Consider the following 17736-nt stretch of genomic DNA (forward strand, 5'->3'; position numbering starts at 1 on the left):
AGCATAACACAATTTTATGGAGCATAAGAAGCTACATTAGAAGACGGCTTTTCCCCAAAACCGGAGTAGAACAAGACACCCGAATTGCTAAATGTCTAATTTAAATTGACATTTAGCAATTCGGGTATAAGACTTAATGAAGAAATTGGTCGAATTTATTTTATAATATCAGAGGGAGATTTACCAAAGTATTTTCGAAAAGCCTTTCCAAAATAATCAAGACTTGAAAAGCCACACATTTCACTAATTTCAGTAACGCTGTGTAAATGACCTTGCAATAAATCCAGGGCATAGTTCATCTTAATTGAGTTGACAAATTCATTAGGAGATTTATTTGTAAGAGACTTTACTTTTTTATATAGTAGCGATGGACTAACATTTAATTCGGACGCAAATTGTATTTTATCAAACTCAATATTGGTCATATTTACCCATACTACTTCTGCAGCTTTCTTTATAAAATTGTCATTCAATTCATTTATGAAAAAAATCTCCTTACAATCTTTCTCTATTGGCCTGAGAGCCTTATCTCTGACAATTTCTCGATTTCTAATGATAGATTTTATATTTTGTTCTACCAGTGACATATCAAACGGTTTTGTCAGATAGCTGTCAGCTCCCAAGCCTAATCCGTGTAACTGTTCGGCTTTACCAGCAAGAGCTGTAAGTAGCACCACTGGTATATGAGAAGTTTCATAAGTAGACTTAATTAAACGACAAAGCTCAAAGCCATCCATATTAGGCATCATTACATCAGAAATTATAATATCTGGAATTTCATTTTTAATTATCTCCCATGCAACTACACCATCTTTTGCCGCTGAAACATCAAATTCTGCAGAAAGGGCAGAAATCATAAAATTCTGCAAATCTACATTATCTTCTACAATTAAGAGTCGCATCTTATTTTCAGGATTTTCGATAAACAACTCAGAATCAAATAACTGAATCGAATCTATTGACATATTAACTTGTTGTTCCTCGGCAGATGTGGTTATTTCTCTAAACGGCAAAATAATTCGAAAAGTAGACCCTTCGTTCTCTTTACTGATGCATTGAATAGAACCGCCATGAAGTGAAACATAGTTTTTCGTCAGAAGAAGACCTATACCTGATCCTACAATATTAGTATTAATAACATTCTTGCCCCTGAAAAATTCCTGAAAGAGTTTATGCTGAGTATCTTTATCAATCCCAATACCGTAATCTTTGACATCCAACATCCAATTTGTGTCGTCAGCCGTAAACAATACTTCTACAGGTCTATCGGAATAAGAATACTTAATAGCATTAGAAATCAAGTTATCCACAACACGTTCTATTTTAAATTCATCTACAGCAGTCCTATATATGCTTGGGTTTGTTATGCATTTCAACTCAATATTCTTACCTCTAGCAAATGTTTCAAACATCGAGACTCTATACCGAATCAATTGAACAACATCTACCATTTTCAATGATAATTGATCCTTTCCAATATCCGCCTTCTGAAAATCAAGCAACTGAGTAACTGTGGTCGAAAGACGTCTTGCCTGTTCTGTAGCCAAATTAAGGTAGTATTTCTCCTTGGCAGGAAACTTAATTTTATTCAATTCTTCAAGGGGTGACTTTATTAGCGTTATAGTGGTACGTATTTCATGCGCCATATTAGTAAAAAAGTACATTTTATCTTCGGCATGACGTCGTTTTAGGCGGTTAACATAAAAACGCACGAAGAAATAGAAAAGGCCTAATACGAGTGCTATTGACAAAAGGTAAAACCACCACGTACCCCAAAAGGGAGGTGTAACTCGAACAATAAATTCCCTTTCGGCTATTAACCTAGACCCTGACTCATCAAACATTCTTATTTTTAATAAAAACTTGCCTGAAGGAATATTGGAATAAGCTAACGTTCTATAATCTGAAGGAGAATTCGACACAACATCAAGTCCTTCCATGATCCACGAAAACTTTGTTTTCAGAGCTACCTGCCCCAAAGGCAATAGCTGCATTGTAAGGTTATTTTGGTTGTATTTCAAGGTGATTTCTTTTAACGCATCGACAGGTGCCGTTAATTTAAAAGCATGATTATCTCGTACAGACAAACCAGAAACCAAAACATCTTGAATAAATATTTTTCCGTGTAAAGGTTTTGATTTGAGCAAAACCGGATCAACAATAGCTACTCCTCGATTTGTTCCCCATGCATAAAATCCATTTTTTAGTTTACAGTGAGCATCTCTGTTAAATGCGATGTCAGTCAAAGAAGAGATATTGTCTATCGCCTTAGTAGATGGATTAAATCGACATAATCCGTTTTCCGTACCTATCCAGAAATAACCTCCAATTTTCATAATACTTGATAAAAAGTTTGAAGGAAAATCAGCTTTGGTTTTCACTTTTTCATATTTCTTCTTTTGCAAATCGAATCGGAGCAAGCCATCACCACTTGAACACAACCAAATAAAACCTTTATAATAAATTATATCCTGACATGGGCTACTTGTAATAAATGTTTCTATTTGCCCAGTCTGTTTATTTAAAATAGACAAACCATGCGCACAACCGAAAAGTATCTTACCAGGTGACAATTCAATAATTGAATAAACATTGCCAAGTGAGTATGTTTTAAATTCCCTTTCTCTGGAAAAAAAGCAAGAAACATTTCCTCGATGACCTCCTATCCATATATCACCCTGACTATCTTTAAAAATATCAAATACAAAGTCGGTGACACGGTTAGATGTATTTGCAGCTGTATAATGCGCAATCTCTCTACCAGTCTTTCCATCAATAACATAAATACCGGATGAATAAGTACCACACCACATTCGCCCTTCATTATCTTCACACAGAGAAAGAAACACTCTTGTTTGTTCAGACTTGTTATAGTATGTTCGCCATTTATCCGCATGTGCATTCCAGCAACTAACCCCATCGTTTGTTGCAAACCAGAGATTTCCGTTACGGTCTTCATATATTTTATTGACGCTGTTGTTACATAGAGAATTTCCGTTATTGACCTGATGAGTCTTAAATACTATCGGCATTGGCGTCTGTTCAAAATAAGAAATTCCGCCAGAAAAGGAGCAAACCCAAACCCGCCCATTTTGTTTGTCACAGTAGATATCATACACTCCATTACCAGCCAGTGATGTAGGATTATCCATACTTTCCGTATAAACATCTAGCAATTTGTCTTGGCGACTGTCCAACTTCCATACTCCCCTTCCGTCAATACCCAGCAACACGGTAGCGTCTGAATTTGCCTCAATCGCTAAAATAGGTTGCCTTGGTAAGCCCTTAATAGATGAACTGTGAAAAGTATGATTGCGAAAATCTAAATAATAGAGACCACTAGAAAGCGTACCAAGCCATAAACGACGATGGATCTTGTCATAAAACAACTTAGTAATTTCGATGGATTGATTAGAGGGATATACACATATTGTTTTATTTCGCCAAGTATGAATATCTAAAAGAGAAATTCTCTTATTTGCAATAGTAATTATCTGCCTCTCATTGTACCAGATTATATTCCTGAAATCGACATCAGGAATTTGAAGACTCAAAACACCTTTAGTTAACTTATACAACCCCGCATTTGTACTCAGCCAATAAGTACCTTTGCTATCTGCCAGCACATTGGTTATCTCAATATTAAACTTACGAATAGTGAACAAACTATCAAACTTATCCAATATCTCGTTATATCTAAACAACTGACCGTTATTGGTATAGGCAAGCAATCCTGAATTTTGATATACCAGTCTTACAACTATAGCATTATGCTTCTCGAATGGTAGGCTATAAGCATGATAGCTATCATCAGTCAATCGTATGACGCCACTTCGTGAAGCTGCCCAAATAAAACCTTTGTTGTCTTTGCAAATAGAAGATACATTAAGCATGGATATACCAAATATCTCGTTTATGCTATGAAATCTTATATTCGAAGATTGAACACAGATTACAATTAAGAAAGAAATGTACAATAAAAAATATCTTTTCATGTTAGAAATTCACTCTAAATAGAAATAAAAAATATTATCTAGCATTCCATGATTAACATATCGTGTTTAGACAAATCCTTTAAAACTACAAAAAATAAAAATAGATTAGAAGTTTAACTGCACCAAAAGTACAAATAAAACCTCTAATCTACTAAGTAAGTCTAAATAATTATTTTAGACCGAATCCTGATTTCTATAAGATAACAACCTATTGTAACATTCAATTTAAAATGGACATAATTAGCATATGAATCAATATTATGCTATCTTCAGCCTGTTGACATTTGTCTTTTCAATCTTACTTTGAGCGTATGGAAGTAAAATTGTCAGCTTCTTTTCATTCTTCGAAGGCATTTCGTACATTTCGTCCATCATGATAGTTTCTGTTATCGAACGAAGTCCACGTGCCCCTAACTTAAACTCAATAGCCTTATCTACAATATATTCTAATACAGATTCATCAAAGTTCAATTCGATATCATCCATAGCGAATAATTTCGTGTATTGCTTAATGATAGAGTTCTTTGGCTCAGTCAAGATTCTTCTCAGGGCAGATCTATCCAGCGGCTCCAGATAAGTGAGAATAGGCAAACGACCTATAATTTCAGGAATAAGCCCAAAAGATTTTAAATCCTGAGGAGCAATATACTGAAGCATATTATGTTTGTCAATTTGCTCATGTTCTTTAGCGGCATTGTAACCCACAACTCTGGTATTCAGTCGGGATGCAATCTTCTTTTCAATTCCATCAAAAGCACCTCCGCAAACAAACAATATGTTCTGCGTATTAACAGCAATCATTTTCTGATCGGGGTGTTTGCGGCCTCCTTGTGGTGGAACATTGACCACTGCACCTTCCAATAATTTGAGCAACCCCTGCTGAACACCTTCGCCGCTAACGTCGCGGGTAATACTTGGATTATCTCCTTTGCGGGCAATTTTATCAATTTCGTCAATGAACACAATGCCTCGTTCAGCAGCTTTTACGTCATAATCGGCCACCTGAAGCAACCGGGTAAGAATACTTTCAATATCTTCGCCTACGTAACCAGCTTCGGTGAGTACAGTGGCATCAACAATAGTGAACGGCACATGTAACTTTTTGGCAATGGTTTTCGCCAAAAGCGTTTTGCCCGTACCAGTATAACCGACCATGATAATGTTTGATTTCTCAATCTCCACATCATCACTGGTTTTTGCCTGCATCAGTCGTTTATAGTGATTATAAACTGCAACTGAAAGGTATTTTTTTGCCTCATTCTGCCCGATTACATATTGGTCGAGGTATTCTTTAATTTCAGTTGGTTTCGGAAGTTCTTCCTTTTGAAGGTTCGGCAAGTTCGATTTCTTACTCGAATTTTCTTTTACAATTTCAGCTGCCTGCACAGCACACTCGTTGCAGATATGCGCACCATCCTGACCCATGATGAAAAACTCCACCTGAGACTCGGGTCGTCCGCAGAAACTGCAATTTTTATTATTTTTAGCCATAATAATCTATCCCATAAATCTTTCAAGAAGGATTCAGGGCTTTATTTCATTTCTTTTTCTCGTTGAACAATACTTTATCAATCATACCATATTCAAGAGCTTCGGTAGAAGTCATCCAATAATCTCTGTCCGAATCCTTTTCAATTCTATCAAACGGATTATTAGAATGATCGGCAATGATAGTATAAAGTTCCTTTTTGAGTTTTTGAATCTCACGGGCTGTGATCTCGATATCAGAAGCCTGTCCCTGAGCACCTCCCATTGGCTGATGTATCATCACACGCGAGTGTTTCAGCGCCGAACGTTTGCCCTGTGCGCCTGCTACTAACAACACTGCTCCCATTGAAGCTGCCATACCTGTACATATAGTAGCTACATCGGAGCTTATAAACTGCATGGTATCATAAATCCCCAATCCTGCATAAACAGATCCTCCGGGAGTGTTCAGATATATAGAGATATCCTTACCCGGATCAGCAGAATCAAGATAAAGTAACTGAGCCTGAATTACATTAGCCGTATAATCATCTACCTGAGTGCCCAGAAAAATTATACGATCCATCATCAAACGCGAAAAAACATCCATTTGCGTAACGTTCAACTGACGTTCTTCCAAAATTGACGGTGAAATATAATTGCTGGTAATATCAGCATACTTGTCTAAGGCCAGACCATTCATGCCCAGATGCTTGGTTGCATAATTACGAAAATCATTCATATTATTTAATTTTAGTCCCTTGTCCTCCAACAGAGAATTTCAGGATCGTTTATACTCTTTCTATTGAAAAAACAGTTCTTCTTTCAGCTTTTTAAGCCTACAAATGCGGTAAATCGAATATCGAAAAAGGCTTTTAACCGTTCTCAAAAAAGAAACAAAGATAGAACTATTTTGTTTAATTTTTCGCGGTTAAAAGCCTTTTTCCGAAAAATCGGATTTTTGCCCTACAAAATGCGGATAAAGAATTGTTTATGACAATTATTTAGCTTCGAACATTTTGTTGAATTCTTCTATAGAAACTTCTTTATTTTCTAGTTTTACTGCATCTTTCACTTTTGCAAATACTTTTTCTTCTGCCACTTTATCAACGATGTTTTTCAGCGTTTCTTCTTTCTTCATCATATCTTTAGCATAGTTGGCAATGATTTCATCATCCATGCCAATCATTCCGTATTGCGCAAATTGAGCCTTAGCCATTTTTTTAGCAAACTCTTCAACGTCAGTCGCTTCAACCTTAACGTCATTTACTTTAGCCAACTTGTCTTTGATCAAGTGCCATTTTAGATCGGCAATCATCTTAGGATAATCTTCTTCCAGCGTTTCGGCTGTCAGGTTTTCGTTTGAAGCTAACACCCAACGTTTAAGGAACGTATCAGGGAAAACAAGATTATCGAATTTCGCTACCAACATTTCCTGTGCATCCAAACCGAATTTATACTCACTGTCACCGGTCAGATTTTCCTGAATGTTTTCTTTGATTTTTGCTCTGAATTCTTCCTCTGTACTTACTACACCTTCGCCATACACTTTATCAAACAATTCCTGGTTGATTTCAGATTCGTGATAGCGTGTAATGCTTTCAATTTTTAATTGGAAGTCAGCATCAATAGCTTTTGCAGCATCTTTCGATATTTTGAGCAATGAGCTGATTTCAGCTTCGCTCTCGAAAGCTTTTGCAGGATTGAAAGTAATCACATCACCTTTTTTTGCTCCTACGAAAAGTGCTTTTTGAGCATCATCTTTCATATAGGCAGCGGTAAGTGTAGCATCCTGAACTTTAATGCCCGATTCGTTTACTTTGCCATCTGCCACTTCGAGCAATTCGCCTTTCAACATATCTTTTTCTTCAACTACTTCTTCCTGAACGTATTTTCCATAACGTCCTGTATATGATTTCACCTGATTATCAATCATCTCATCGCTAACAGCGATGGTGTAGAACTTTACTTTATCTTTTTTTGTCAATTCTACTTCAAATTCAGGAGCAATACCCAAATCAAAAACGAATTCGAATTCTTCCTGAGTATCAAAATCGATTGCTTTTTGTTCTGTTTCGTTTGGAAGTGGTTCGCCAAGTATATTCACGTTGTTTTCGCGGATATAATTGTAAAGATTATCCGATACCAGTTTATTGATTTCATCGGCCAATACAGATTTTCCGTACATCTTTTTCACTAAACCCACCGGCACCATGCCTGGGCGAAAGCCGGGAATATTAGCTTTCTTACGATAGTCGCGTAAAGTTTTATCCACTTTCTCGGCATAATCCACTTTTTCAATGCGTAACGTTACAATTGCATTGTTTTGATCGAGGTCTTTTCTGACAATATTCATAAATATAAATAATATAGTAATTTACTGATGCTTATCTTTCTTTAATGGGGTGCAAAGGTACAAAAAAAAGAGATACGGCGTTCTTTTTGAATTAAAAAAATACTAAACGGCTTAATTTTTGAATTTCAACCATTTAATTAATCCTGCTGAAGCTCTTTGTTTAAAGCAAAAACGGAGAAATATCCTTCAAGGACAATCTCCGTTTGTATACTTTGCTATCTTTAAAATCCAACGGATCAGAAAAGGTACACTAAATTGAAGGACATAACCTTATTGGTGGCTTTAGTAGAAACAGGCAAACCGATATTGGTTTTTGAGGTATCTTTAAGCCCTCTACTCCAGGTTGCACCCAGTTGAATTTTCCTGAATATCTCCAATCCTCCCCCAAAGTTATACCCATAATCTATACGATCATCCGTAGTAGGAAAAGTTTCCTTCTGAGTGGTATTTGTCTTCTCGTCCACCACTTTTCCGCTGTATGAGTAACCTCCGTAAACACCGCCAAAAGCATAAACTCCCATAACTCCCAGCGAAAGTCTATAACGCAAATTCAGCGGAACTTCTACATAATTCATTTCTTTATAACCCTGCTTAATAATTCCGACAATACCGGTACTATCGCTGAAAGTACTTCCTTTTTGAGAAATTAGAGCCGCAATTTCAAATCCAAGGCCTGATTTTTTCGGCATAGCCTGATAAACCAGTCCAATTTGATATCCTGTCAGGTTATCTGATTTAAACCCCGCACTAACATCAGCACGGTTAAAAGATCTGACTTCATTCGCCATATTTAAACCCATCTTAATACCTAACTGAGCAAAAAGACCTGTAGTACAAAATAATAACGCAACAATAAAAGAGATATGCTTGCAATTCATAGCAACTGAAAAATTCAATTCGTTTTACAATAGAGACATTTATAACGACAATTTGCGATTTATAGTATAGTCTATAAATCGCAAATCAGTTTAAATATTAGTAATTATCTGTTTTTCAATAATTATTTCCTAGTCATACGTTTTCGTTCGTTTTCGTCCAAGTAAATTTTACGCAAACGGATACATGTTGGAGTAAGCTCTACGTATTCATCTTCTTTGATATATTCCAATGCTTCTTCCAAACTGAAAACAATTGGCGGAATCAACTTTGCTTTATCATCAGCACCCGAAGCTCTCATGTTAGTAAGTTTTTTAGGCTTGGTTACGTTTACAACCATGTCACCTTCTTTTGAACTTTCGCCGACTACCTGACCAGCATAAATTTCGTCTTGTGGGAAAACGAAAAATCTACCACGATCTTGTAATTTATCCAATGAATAAGCAAAAGCAGTACCACCTTCCATTGCAATAATCGAACCGTTGGTGCGTTTTTCGATATGCCCTTTATAAGGTTGATATTCGGAGAATCGGTGTGACATAATAGCTTCACCTGCCGATGAAGTCAGCACACTGTTACGCAATCCTATAATTCCACGAGAAGGAATCATAAATTCTAATTGAATTCGATCGTTCATTACTTCCATGCTTAGCATTTCACCTTTACGGATAGCTACCATTTCAATAATTTTACCTGAACATTCTTCGGGTGTATTTATACTCAATTGCTCGATAGGCTCACAACGCACACCATCAATTTCTTTGAAAATTACCTGAGGTTGACCAACTTGCAGCTCATAACCCTCGCGGCGCATAGTTTCAATCAGTACCGACAAGTGAAGCACTCCACGTCCGTATACATGCCAAACGTCTGAATCGGGGTTTTTCTCTACACGTAATGCAAGGTTCTTATCAAGTTCCTTCATTAAACGATCATGAATATGACGTGATGTTACAAATTTACCTTCTTTTCCAAAAAATGGAGAAGTGTTGATTGTAAACACCATACTCATAGTTGGTTCATCAATTGCAATCGGAACTAATGGTTCCGGATTCAGCAAATCGCATATAGAATCACCAATTTCGAATCCTTCAATTCCAACCAACGCACAAATATCACCTGATTTTACTTCCGTAGCACGGGTACGACCTAAACCTGTAAATGTATGTAATTCTTTGATACGACATTTTATGGCTTTTCCATCGCGCTTTACCAAATTCACATCCATACCTTCTCGCAATGTTCCGCGATGAACGCGACCAACCGCAATACGACCGACATACGACGAATAATCCAACGATGTAATCAACATTTGAGGAGTACCTTCCAGATAAATCGGTTCAGGTATATATTTGATAATGGAATCAAGCAAAGGTATAATACTGTCAGTCTCGTTTTTCCAATCTTCAGACATCCAGTTATTTTTGGCAGATCCATAAATCGTATGGAAATCCAGTTGCTCCTCTGTAGCATCCAGATTGAACATCAGGTCGAAAACCATTTCATGTACTTCATCCGGACGACAGTTCGGTTTATCTACTTTGTTGATTACAACAATAGGTTTCAAACCTATCTGAAGCGCTTTTTGCAACACAAAACGAGTTTGAGGCATTGGACCTTCAAAAGCATCGACCAACAGAAGAACGCCGTCGGCCATATTCAACACGCGTTCCACTTCACCTCCAAAATCGGAGTGGCCCGGAGTGTCTATAATATTGATTTTGTATCCCTGATAATCGATAGATACGTTTTTGGCTAATATAGTAATGCCTCTTTCACGTTCCAGGTCATTATTATCCATAATTAACTCACCCGCGTTCTCATTATCGCGGAACAAGTGTCCGGCTAATAACATCTTGTCAACCAAAGTAGTTTTTCCGTGGTCAACGTGGGCAATAATAGCAATGTTTCTAATTTTCTGCATGTAACACAATCTTTTTTTGAGGGTGCAAAGTTAGTCAAAATAATTCAATATCTATTTTGTTTTGTAATTCATCTGAAAAAGAGCAAGTAAAGCATCTTATTTTAAGATACTCCAAGCTATTTTTTTGAAAATTGTATGAAAATGAGGCATAGTCTATTGCTTAATAGAAAAAAAACTGTACTTTTGCAGTCCAAATTTTAGCGTAATCTCTGACAGAATAAGTGAGGTCTGTGAATATTGCGCATAATATTAATTAAACAAAGAGCAATAATGGACTTAATTAAAGTTGCAGAACAAGCATTTCTTGTTGAAAAAACGCATCCTGAATTTAAAGCCGGAGATACCGTAACGGTTGCTTACCGTATTATTGAAGGAAGCAAAGAACGTGTTCAGGAATTTCGTGGTGACGTAATCAAAATCGTTGGACACGAAAACAAAAAACGTTTCACTGTTCGCAAAATTTCAAGCAACATTGGTGTAGAACGTATTTTCCCATTAGATTCACCATTTATCGAAAGTATCACTGTCAACAAACGTGGTAAAGTTCGTCGCGCTAAATTATATTATTTACGTGCACTTACCGGTAAAAAAGCAAGAATCAAAGAAAGACGCGTATAATTACATCTTTCAAAAAAAGAATAAAAAAGAGAAATTCGCAAAACGAGTTTCTCTTTTTTATTAAGGTCAGTTCTGATTTTTTACGTTTCTCCGTTATTAAAAAAAGAGTATATTTGCAACTTAAACATGTTTGTTCGGATTAATCTTAATCAGTAAACACTAACTACTTAATAACTACGTGCAATGAGTTTATTAAACAATACGGGAAAGTATGTTTTATTAATGAAGCGGGTTTTTGCAAAACCTGATCGTTGGAAAATGTTTTTCCGGCAATTTCCAAAAGAGTTAGAAAAACTGGGTTTGCAGTCGCTGCCTATTGTAGCTATTATATCCATTTTCATTGGGTTTATTATGACTATGCAAACAAAACTGAACACCGCTAATCCACTTCTACCGGTTTATACTACCGGATTGGTAACACGCGATACACTTTTACTGGAATTTTCGTCTACCATTTTATGCCTTATTCTTGCCGGAAAAGTGGGATCTAATATTGCCTCTGAAATTGGCACAATGCGCATTACTGAGCAAATTGATGCGTTGGAAATCATGGGCGTTAATTCTGCCAATTATTTGATTTTGCCTAAAATAGCAGCCTTTATCATTATGATGCCTTTTTTGGTTGTTTTTAGCATGGCATTAGGCATATTTGGAGGATATTTCGTTGGAGTTCTTACCAGCATTATGACGACGGGGGATTATTTGACCGGAATACAGTATGCTTTTGTCCCATTTTATGTTTTTTACTCCTTGATAAAGTCAATGATTTTTGCATTTATCATTTCGTCGGTAGCAGCCTATTATGGATATTATGCTTATGGAGGTGCTCTTGATGTGGGAAAGGCCAGTACAAACGCGGTTGTAAACGGAAGTGTTTTGATTCTGTTTTTCAATATTCTTATCACCAAAATTATGCTTAATTAGTTTAGGAACTAAAATGATTGAAGTAAAGAACGTAGATAAATCTTTTGATGGTAACCATGTTTTGAAAAGCGTTTCGGCGGTTTTTGAAACAGGAAAAACCAACATGATAATTGGTGCCAGCGGTTCGGGCAAAACCGTTTTAATGAAAAGCGTCATCGGACTACATCGCATTGACAACGGACGGATTGAATACGATGGACGTAATCTGCCTGATATGCGGATGAGCGACATTCGTATCCTGCGCAGGGAAGTGGGTATGTTATTTCAGGGTTCAGCTCTGTTTGATTCCTTGAGTGTGCTCGAAAATGTCATGTATCCACTGGAAATGTTTTCGTCTACCACCAAAGATGAAATGGAAGCACGTGCCATATTCTGTCTTAAACACGTTAGTCTTGCCGAAAAATCCTATGGCTTGGCTCCTTCAGAAATAAGTGGTGGTATGCAAAAACGAGTTGCTATTGCCCGTGCCATTGCTTTGCAACCAAAGTATCTGTTTTGCGATGAGCCAAACTCCGGACTCGACCCTAAAACATCGCTAATTATAGATCAACTTATTCATGAGATTACTCACGAATTTGGAATGACTACCATTATAAATTCCCACGATATGAACTCGGTAATGGAAATAGGGGAAAATATTGTTTTTATCGAAAAAGGAGAAAAGGCCTGGCAGGGAAACAAAGATGACATTTTCCACGTTGATAATAAGGCGCTGAACGATTTTGTATTTGCGTCGCAATTATTCAAACAAGTTAGAAAAGCAAATCAATGAAAATTATTTCTTATAATGTAAATGGAATTCGGGCTGCTCTGAGTAAAAATTTCCAAGAATGGCTTCAGGCTGAAAATCCGGATGTGCTCTGTCTTCAGGAAACCAAAGCTCAACCTGATCAGGTAGACACGATGCTCTTTGCCGAAATGGGATATACATCTTACCTTCATTCGGCTGAGAAAAAAGGATACAGTGGCGTAGCCATACTGAGTAAACAAGCTCCTGACAGAGTCGTTGTAGGGATGAACAATCCGGTTTTTGATGCCGAAGGGCGTGTAATCCGAGCCGATTTTGGGGATTTGTCCATAGTCTGTGTGTATATTCCTTCAGGATCATCAGGCGATGAGCGACAGGCTTTCAAGATGCAGTTTCTAGCTGCATTCGGACCCTTTATTTTGGAATTACGCAAAACCAGACCTAATCTGGTAGTCTGTGGCGATTATAATATATGTCACAAACCGATTGACATCAATCATCCTGAACGTCAGAATGGCGTTTCGGGATTTTTACCCGAAGAACGCGCCTGGCTGGATCAGTTTGAGCTTGATGGTATGGTGGATTCTTTCAGAGTATTTGATAAAAGTGCCGAGAAATATAGTTGGTGGAGCTATCGAGGAGGCGCTCGCTTCCGTAATGTGGGGTGGAGAATTGATTATCATTGGGTAACAGAATCGCTACACACTAGATTAAAATCGGCAGCTATTCTTACAGATGCCGTGCATTCGGATCATTGTCCGGTGGCGGTAGAATTAAATTAAGCGTTCGATGACTCCTATAATGAATTTTTAATGTGAAGTTTAACTATAATTCCTTCTTTGTGTCTAAAGAACTTATTCTTAATGATAAAAAATGATAAATCTTTTACACAACGATTTAAATGAACTAAAATGTTTTTAACTTTGTCCTTTCAATAAATACTTGCCAATATGAAATTTACTTTTTTCAGGTTAATTCTCTTTTCTTTTATTATCGGGATTTTCAGTTCGTGTCTGGGATCAAGTAGTGATACAATCGCTGTCTCTTCCAGTCCTGATTTCTCATCACTTGTATTTAAGCCGAAAACCTCAAATAAATATTTGAGCACTGCTATTTTTACTTTAAGTGAGTATGATGCTGCATCAAAGGATTCGATCATTGTTAATCTCGATTCATTACCATACAACACTAATATCGACAGCGTTAATCCTACTTTTACTTTCAAAAGTTCTGCTGCCATTAGACTTTATTACCTTCCGGGCAATAAATATAAAAGAGACTCAGTTTGGTTAACCGGAAAGGATACTATTGACTTTAGGCAACCCGTAACTGTAAAGAACTTTGCCTCTGACGGAAAAACTTACAAAAAATATATCGTCAAAACAAACGTGCACCAGGTAAATCCTGAAGCTTACTTGTGGAGCAAAGTATCGGATAATTTGGGTCAGGCAGATTTTAAAAGCCAAAAAGCGATTACCCTAAACGATACTCTTTTTTACTATCAAAATGACGGGACGAATGGCTTCCTCAATGTTTCATCGGATGGTCAAACCTGGACACCAAAGACAGTAACGGGATTACCTGTTAACACTCCTCTGAATGATATGACTCTGTTCAAGGGACAGGTATTTGTAAGCAAGGATGGATTTAATTTATATTCTTCGTCTAATGGAATTAATTGGGTCAAGAAGTCATTGACAGAATTTTCATTCAAGTCTTTACTTTTTGTTTTCAATGAACAATTGTGGGCTGTAGTTCAGGCAAGTGATGCAAGTTACCATTTTGCAAATTCAACCGATGGAGTTATATGGACTATGAGAGGCACTATTCCTAACAATTTCCCTGTAAATGATTTTGCATCCGTTTCTTTTAAATCTCCAACCGGAAAAGAACGAGTATTGGTTACAAATGGCTATTCTGCTAATGGATCAATTGAATATAGCCGTTGGACAACCGAAGACGTAACCGGAGTTAACTGGCTGGATTTTGATACTGAAAATGGAACCCTAGAAGATTTGGTAGTTGGTGGATCAATAATTTCATACGACAATAAATTATTAGCATTCGGACTGAAATCTGATGGCACAAGCTTATATAAGATATCTAAAGACGAAGGATTGAGCTGGCAAGTGCCCGATACAACGCTTAATCTTCTTCCTTCAGCTTATCGGGCTAATCCGCGCAACTATCAGTCCGTTGTAGTATTCAAACCTAAAACGTACGACAAGATTAATTCTGCTACGCTTAAAGAAGAGATAACCAAGTCGAATAAAATATTCATTTTTGGAGGAAAATTTAATTCTACTACATATTCTGACGTTTGGACAGGTAAACTTAACAAAAAAAGTTTCCTAAGACAATAAATTGGATATCTGATATTTAAACAGGTATTACTGAAATTCAGTAATGCCTGTTTTTTATTTTTGATGCTTTTACCGCATTTTTTAATACTTTTGTCCCGTCAAAAAAACAGAATCAAATTGAAATCAAACCAAACATACAATAGAGTATCACTCCGCTTCCGTCGCTGGAGCAGGGCAGGATATGCTATTTTTTGTAGTCTGGCTTGTAGTGTTACTATTGGTAATGTGGCTGTTTCCATTTGCGATAAATCGCTTCAGAAAGCCATTGGAACATCTACGTTTTCGCTTTGTGTGAATGATTCAGAATCGGAATCGTCCGAAAAACTCAAAGAACAGGCGGATTTGGAACTTGCAATTGCCCAATTGCAGGAATCTGTCTTGTTGGAAAAAACTTTCGAAAGTGCCGCTGCGTGCGGTGTAAACACATATTTATTATTTAAACCAACGGTTGAAATGAGCTAGTCTCGTTTCAACCGTTTTTTATTTTATTCATTATGAGGAAATTTTTCATTCTTTTTTCGTTGATTAGTTTAGTTACATTTCAAGCCGTTCGAAGTCAGGAGAAGGCTGACTCGGTAAATCTTTCCGATGTTGAGGTAAACGCCACCCGCAATAAACTTTACTCCGAAATGGGACGAGTACTGACTTTTATTGACCGAACTGAAATAAAACGTTCGGCAGTTCAAAGCATCGATCAGTTGTTGGATTATGTTGCCGGAATTGACATACGCCAGCGCGGGACAAACAGTACGCAAGCAGATATTTCGGTGCGCGGTGGTTCGTTCGATCAGGTGTTGGTGCTTCTGAACGGTGTAAACATTACCGATCCGCAAACCGGACATTTCAACCTGGATATTCCGTTGAATTTGTCGGATGTGAGCCGCGTGGAAATTCTACAAGGATCGTCGGCGCGCGTGTTAGGATCAAACGCGTTTAGTGGAGCAATAAACATAATAACAGAAAGTAACGAGCCGAATTCGCTGAGAGCCGAACTGACAGGCGGTAGCTTCAATACCTTCGGTCAATCGGTAACCAATACCAGCGGAAATGAGCGGTTACACACACTCGTTTCGGTGTCGCACCAAAGCAGCGATGGATATACCAGAAACACCGATTATGATTTTGTCAATGCTTTTGTTCAATCCGTTTTAAATACTAACTCTGCCGGAAAATTCGACCTGCAAGTGGCGGCACAGCAAAAAGCCTTCGGGGCAAATGGTTTTTACGGGCTGGCATACCCGAATCAATACGAACGCTCTAAAACGTTTTTAACCGCATTGAATTGGTCCATTACTCGCAACAAACTGACTTATTCCGCTCAGGCTTACTGGCGTCGTCATAACGACCGGTTTGAGCTGGATTACAACAAACCTGCAGGTTGGAATTATCATCAAACGGACGTGACAGGAGCTAAGTTTACGGTTGATGCACTTACATCTTTAGGTAAAACTACTTTGGGTGCCGAGTTACGCAACGAACATATCCTCAGCAATAAACTGGGTGAAGCACGCGATTCGCTTAAAGTGCCTTTCGAAGAGAGTGGCTATTTTACGAAAGAAACAAATCGTTTGAACTCTTCTGCATTTTTGAATCATGCAGTTACAGTTGGGAAGTTCTATGCTTCAGCAGGCGTATCGGAAACATATACTTCGAAATATGGTCTGAACGGAGCCGGTGGAGCAGATATTGCTTACCGATTCAGCGACAAGTACCGTGTATTTGCGTCATTCAATTCGGCTGTCAGATTACCTACATTTACCGATATTTATTATGTTTATCCGAATGTTCAGGTTGCAGACCCCAACATTAAACCGGAGCACTCACAGACTTTTGAAGTGGGAACCAAAATGAATGAATCGAACTGGAAGTTGCAGGCCACGGCTTATTATCGATTGGGACAAAATGTGATTGACTGGATATTAGTGCCGGGCGAAACCGTTTGGAGAAATAAAAATCTGACCAACGTGAATGCAATGGGCGCCGATGTGAACGCTGAATATATTTTTCAGGACTTTATTATTCGCAAAATAGGAATTGCTTATTCGTACCTCACAATGAATAAAGATGCCAGCACTTTCGACTCGAAATATGCGCTGGACTATCTGAGAAACAAGGCGGTGGTTTCACTTGACCATAAAATAGCGGGTAAACTTTCGGCTTCGTGGAAGTTTTCTTACCTCGATCGGGCAGGAAGCTATACCGACGTAAATAAACAATTGCAAAGCTTTAGTGCATATTCGTTGCTGGATTGTCGATTGCTGTGGAACGGAAAAGGATTTGATGTATTTGCCGATGTAAATAACATCTTTGATAAAGCCTATGCCGATTATGGTGGGTTGAATCAGCCGGGACGGAATTTTAATGCTGGGGTGAGATTGAAATTGTAATAATGACCACCCCAAACCCCTAAAGGGGAACATAAAAACGGCTGTATTCACTTAAGAGTACAGCCGCTTTTTCTTAAA

The 17736-nt window shown here is 37.7% G+C and carries 13 protein-coding genes; 7 read left to right on the forward strand and 6 right to left on the reverse strand.

Annotation, left to right across the window (positions count from 1 at the left end; translation table 11 throughout):
* Positions 1-155: 155 nt before the first annotated feature.
* The 6 genes from PALPR_RS09335 to typA form a co-directional block, all read right to left on the reverse strand.
* Entirely contained in the window at positions 156-3995 is a 3840-nt protein-coding gene (locus PALPR_RS09335) for a hybrid sensor histidine kinase/response regulator transcription factor (protein ID WP_013445374.1), read from the reverse strand.
* A 258-nt stretch (positions 3996-4253) separates the two neighbouring features.
* Positions 4254-5492: an ATP-dependent Clp protease ATP-binding subunit ClpX gene (gene clpX / locus PALPR_RS09340; RefSeq protein WP_171805057.1), complete on the reverse strand. Its 1239-nt coding sequence runs from the start codon at positions 5490-5492 to the stop codon at positions 4254-4256.
* Positions 5493-5532: 40 nt separating this feature from the next.
* Positions 5533-6204, reverse strand: coding sequence for an ATP-dependent Clp endopeptidase proteolytic subunit ClpP (gene clpP / locus PALPR_RS09345; protein WP_013445376.1), 672 nt, complete (start codon positions 6202-6204; stop codon positions 5533-5535).
* Positions 6205-6462: 258 nt separating this feature from the next.
* Entirely contained in the window at positions 6463-7818 is a 1356-nt protein-coding gene (gene tig / locus PALPR_RS09350) for a trigger factor (RefSeq protein ID WP_013445377.1), read from the reverse strand.
* Between the two features lie 236 nt (positions 7819-8054).
* Positions 8055-8696, reverse strand: coding sequence for a porin family protein (locus PALPR_RS09355; RefSeq protein WP_013445378.1), 642 nt, complete (start codon positions 8694-8696; stop codon positions 8055-8057).
* Between the two features lie 122 nt (positions 8697-8818).
* A complete protein-coding gene (gene typA, locus PALPR_RS09360; RefSeq protein WP_013445379.1) occupies positions 8819-10618 on the reverse strand; it encodes a translational GTPase TypA in 1800 nt (599 codons plus the stop codon).
* Between the two features lie 270 nt (positions 10619-10888).
* On the opposite strand from typA, the gene rplS reads away from it, so the two are divergent.
* From rplS to PALPR_RS09395, 7 genes are all read left to right on the forward strand, one after another.
* A complete protein-coding gene (gene rplS, locus PALPR_RS09365) occupies positions 10889-11236 on the forward strand; it encodes a 50S ribosomal protein L19 (RefSeq protein ID WP_013445380.1) in 348 nt (115 codons plus the stop codon).
* A gap of 183 nt (positions 11237-11419) precedes the next feature.
* Complete coding sequence (locus PALPR_RS09370; protein WP_013445381.1) at positions 11420-12160, forward strand: MlaE family ABC transporter permease; 741 nt, start codon at positions 11420-11422, stop codon at positions 12158-12160.
* A gap of 13 nt (positions 12161-12173) precedes the next feature.
* Positions 12174-12932, forward strand: coding sequence for an ABC transporter ATP-binding protein (locus PALPR_RS09375; protein WP_013445382.1), 759 nt, complete (start codon positions 12174-12176; stop codon positions 12930-12932).
* On the forward strand, positions 12929-13690 hold the full coding sequence (locus PALPR_RS09380) for an exodeoxyribonuclease III (protein WP_013445383.1): 762 nt from the start codon (positions 12929-12931) through the stop codon (positions 13688-13690). The genes PALPR_RS09375 and PALPR_RS09380 overlap by 4 nt, the downstream gene beginning before the upstream one ends.
* A gap of 168 nt (positions 13691-13858) precedes the next feature.
* Positions 13859-15271 (forward strand): DUF6242 domain-containing protein, encoded by a 1413-nt coding sequence (locus tag PALPR_RS09385; protein WP_013445384.1) that lies wholly within the window; start codon positions 13859-13861, stop codon positions 15269-15271.
* A gap of 117 nt (positions 15272-15388) precedes the next feature.
* Positions 15389-15733 carry a hypothetical protein gene (locus PALPR_RS09390; RefSeq protein ID WP_013445385.1) on the forward strand — a complete coding sequence of 115 codons (345 nt, stop codon included), beginning with the start codon at positions 15389-15391 and terminating at the stop codon, positions 15731-15733.
* A gap of 32 nt (positions 15734-15765) precedes the next feature.
* Positions 15766-17658 (forward strand): TonB-dependent receptor, encoded by a 1893-nt coding sequence (locus PALPR_RS09395; RefSeq protein ID WP_013445386.1) that lies wholly within the window; start codon positions 15766-15768, stop codon positions 17656-17658.
* Positions 17659-17736 lie beyond the last annotated feature (78 nt).

It is taken from the genome of Paludibacter propionicigenes WB4, from assembly GCF_000183135.1.
Classification (GTDB): domain Bacteria; phylum Bacteroidota; class Bacteroidia; order Bacteroidales; family Paludibacteraceae; genus Paludibacter; species Paludibacter propionicigenes.

Coding starts and splice junctions, on each gene's coding strand:
- PALPR_RS09335 (WP_013445374.1), bottom strand. CDS start 3,995: ATGAAAAGATATTTTTTATTGTACATTTCTTTCTTAATTGTAATCTGT.
- clpP (WP_013445376.1), bottom strand. CDS start 6,204: ATGAATGATTTTCGTAATTATGCAACCAAGCATCTGGGCATGAATGGT.
- tig (WP_013445377.1), bottom strand. CDS start 7,818: ATGAATATTGTCAGAAAAGACCTCGATCAAAACAATGCAATTGTAACG.
- PALPR_RS09355 (WP_013445378.1), bottom strand. CDS start 8,696: ATGAATTGCAAGCATATCTCTTTTATTGTTGCGTTATTATTTTGTACT.
- typA (WP_013445379.1), bottom strand. CDS start 10,618: ATGCAGAAAATTAGAAACATTGCTATTATTGCCCACGTTGACCACGGA.
- rplS (WP_013445380.1), top strand. CDS start 10,889: ATGGACTTAATTAAAGTTGCAGAACAAGCATTTCTTGTTGAAAAAACG.
- PALPR_RS09370 (WP_013445381.1), top strand. CDS start 11,420: ATGAGTTTATTAAACAATACGGGAAAGTATGTTTTATTAATGAAGCGG.
- PALPR_RS09375 (WP_013445382.1), top strand. CDS start 12,174: ATGATTGAAGTAAAGAACGTAGATAAATCTTTTGATGGTAACCATGTT.
- PALPR_RS09380 (WP_013445383.1), top strand. CDS start 12,929: ATGAAAATTATTTCTTATAATGTAAATGGAATTCGGGCTGCTCTGAGT.
- PALPR_RS09385 (WP_013445384.1), top strand. CDS start 13,859: ATGAAATTTACTTTTTTCAGGTTAATTCTCTTTTCTTTTATTATCGGG.
- PALPR_RS09395 (WP_013445386.1), top strand. CDS start 15,766: ATGAGGAAATTTTTCATTCTTTTTTCGTTGATTAGTTTAGTTACATTT.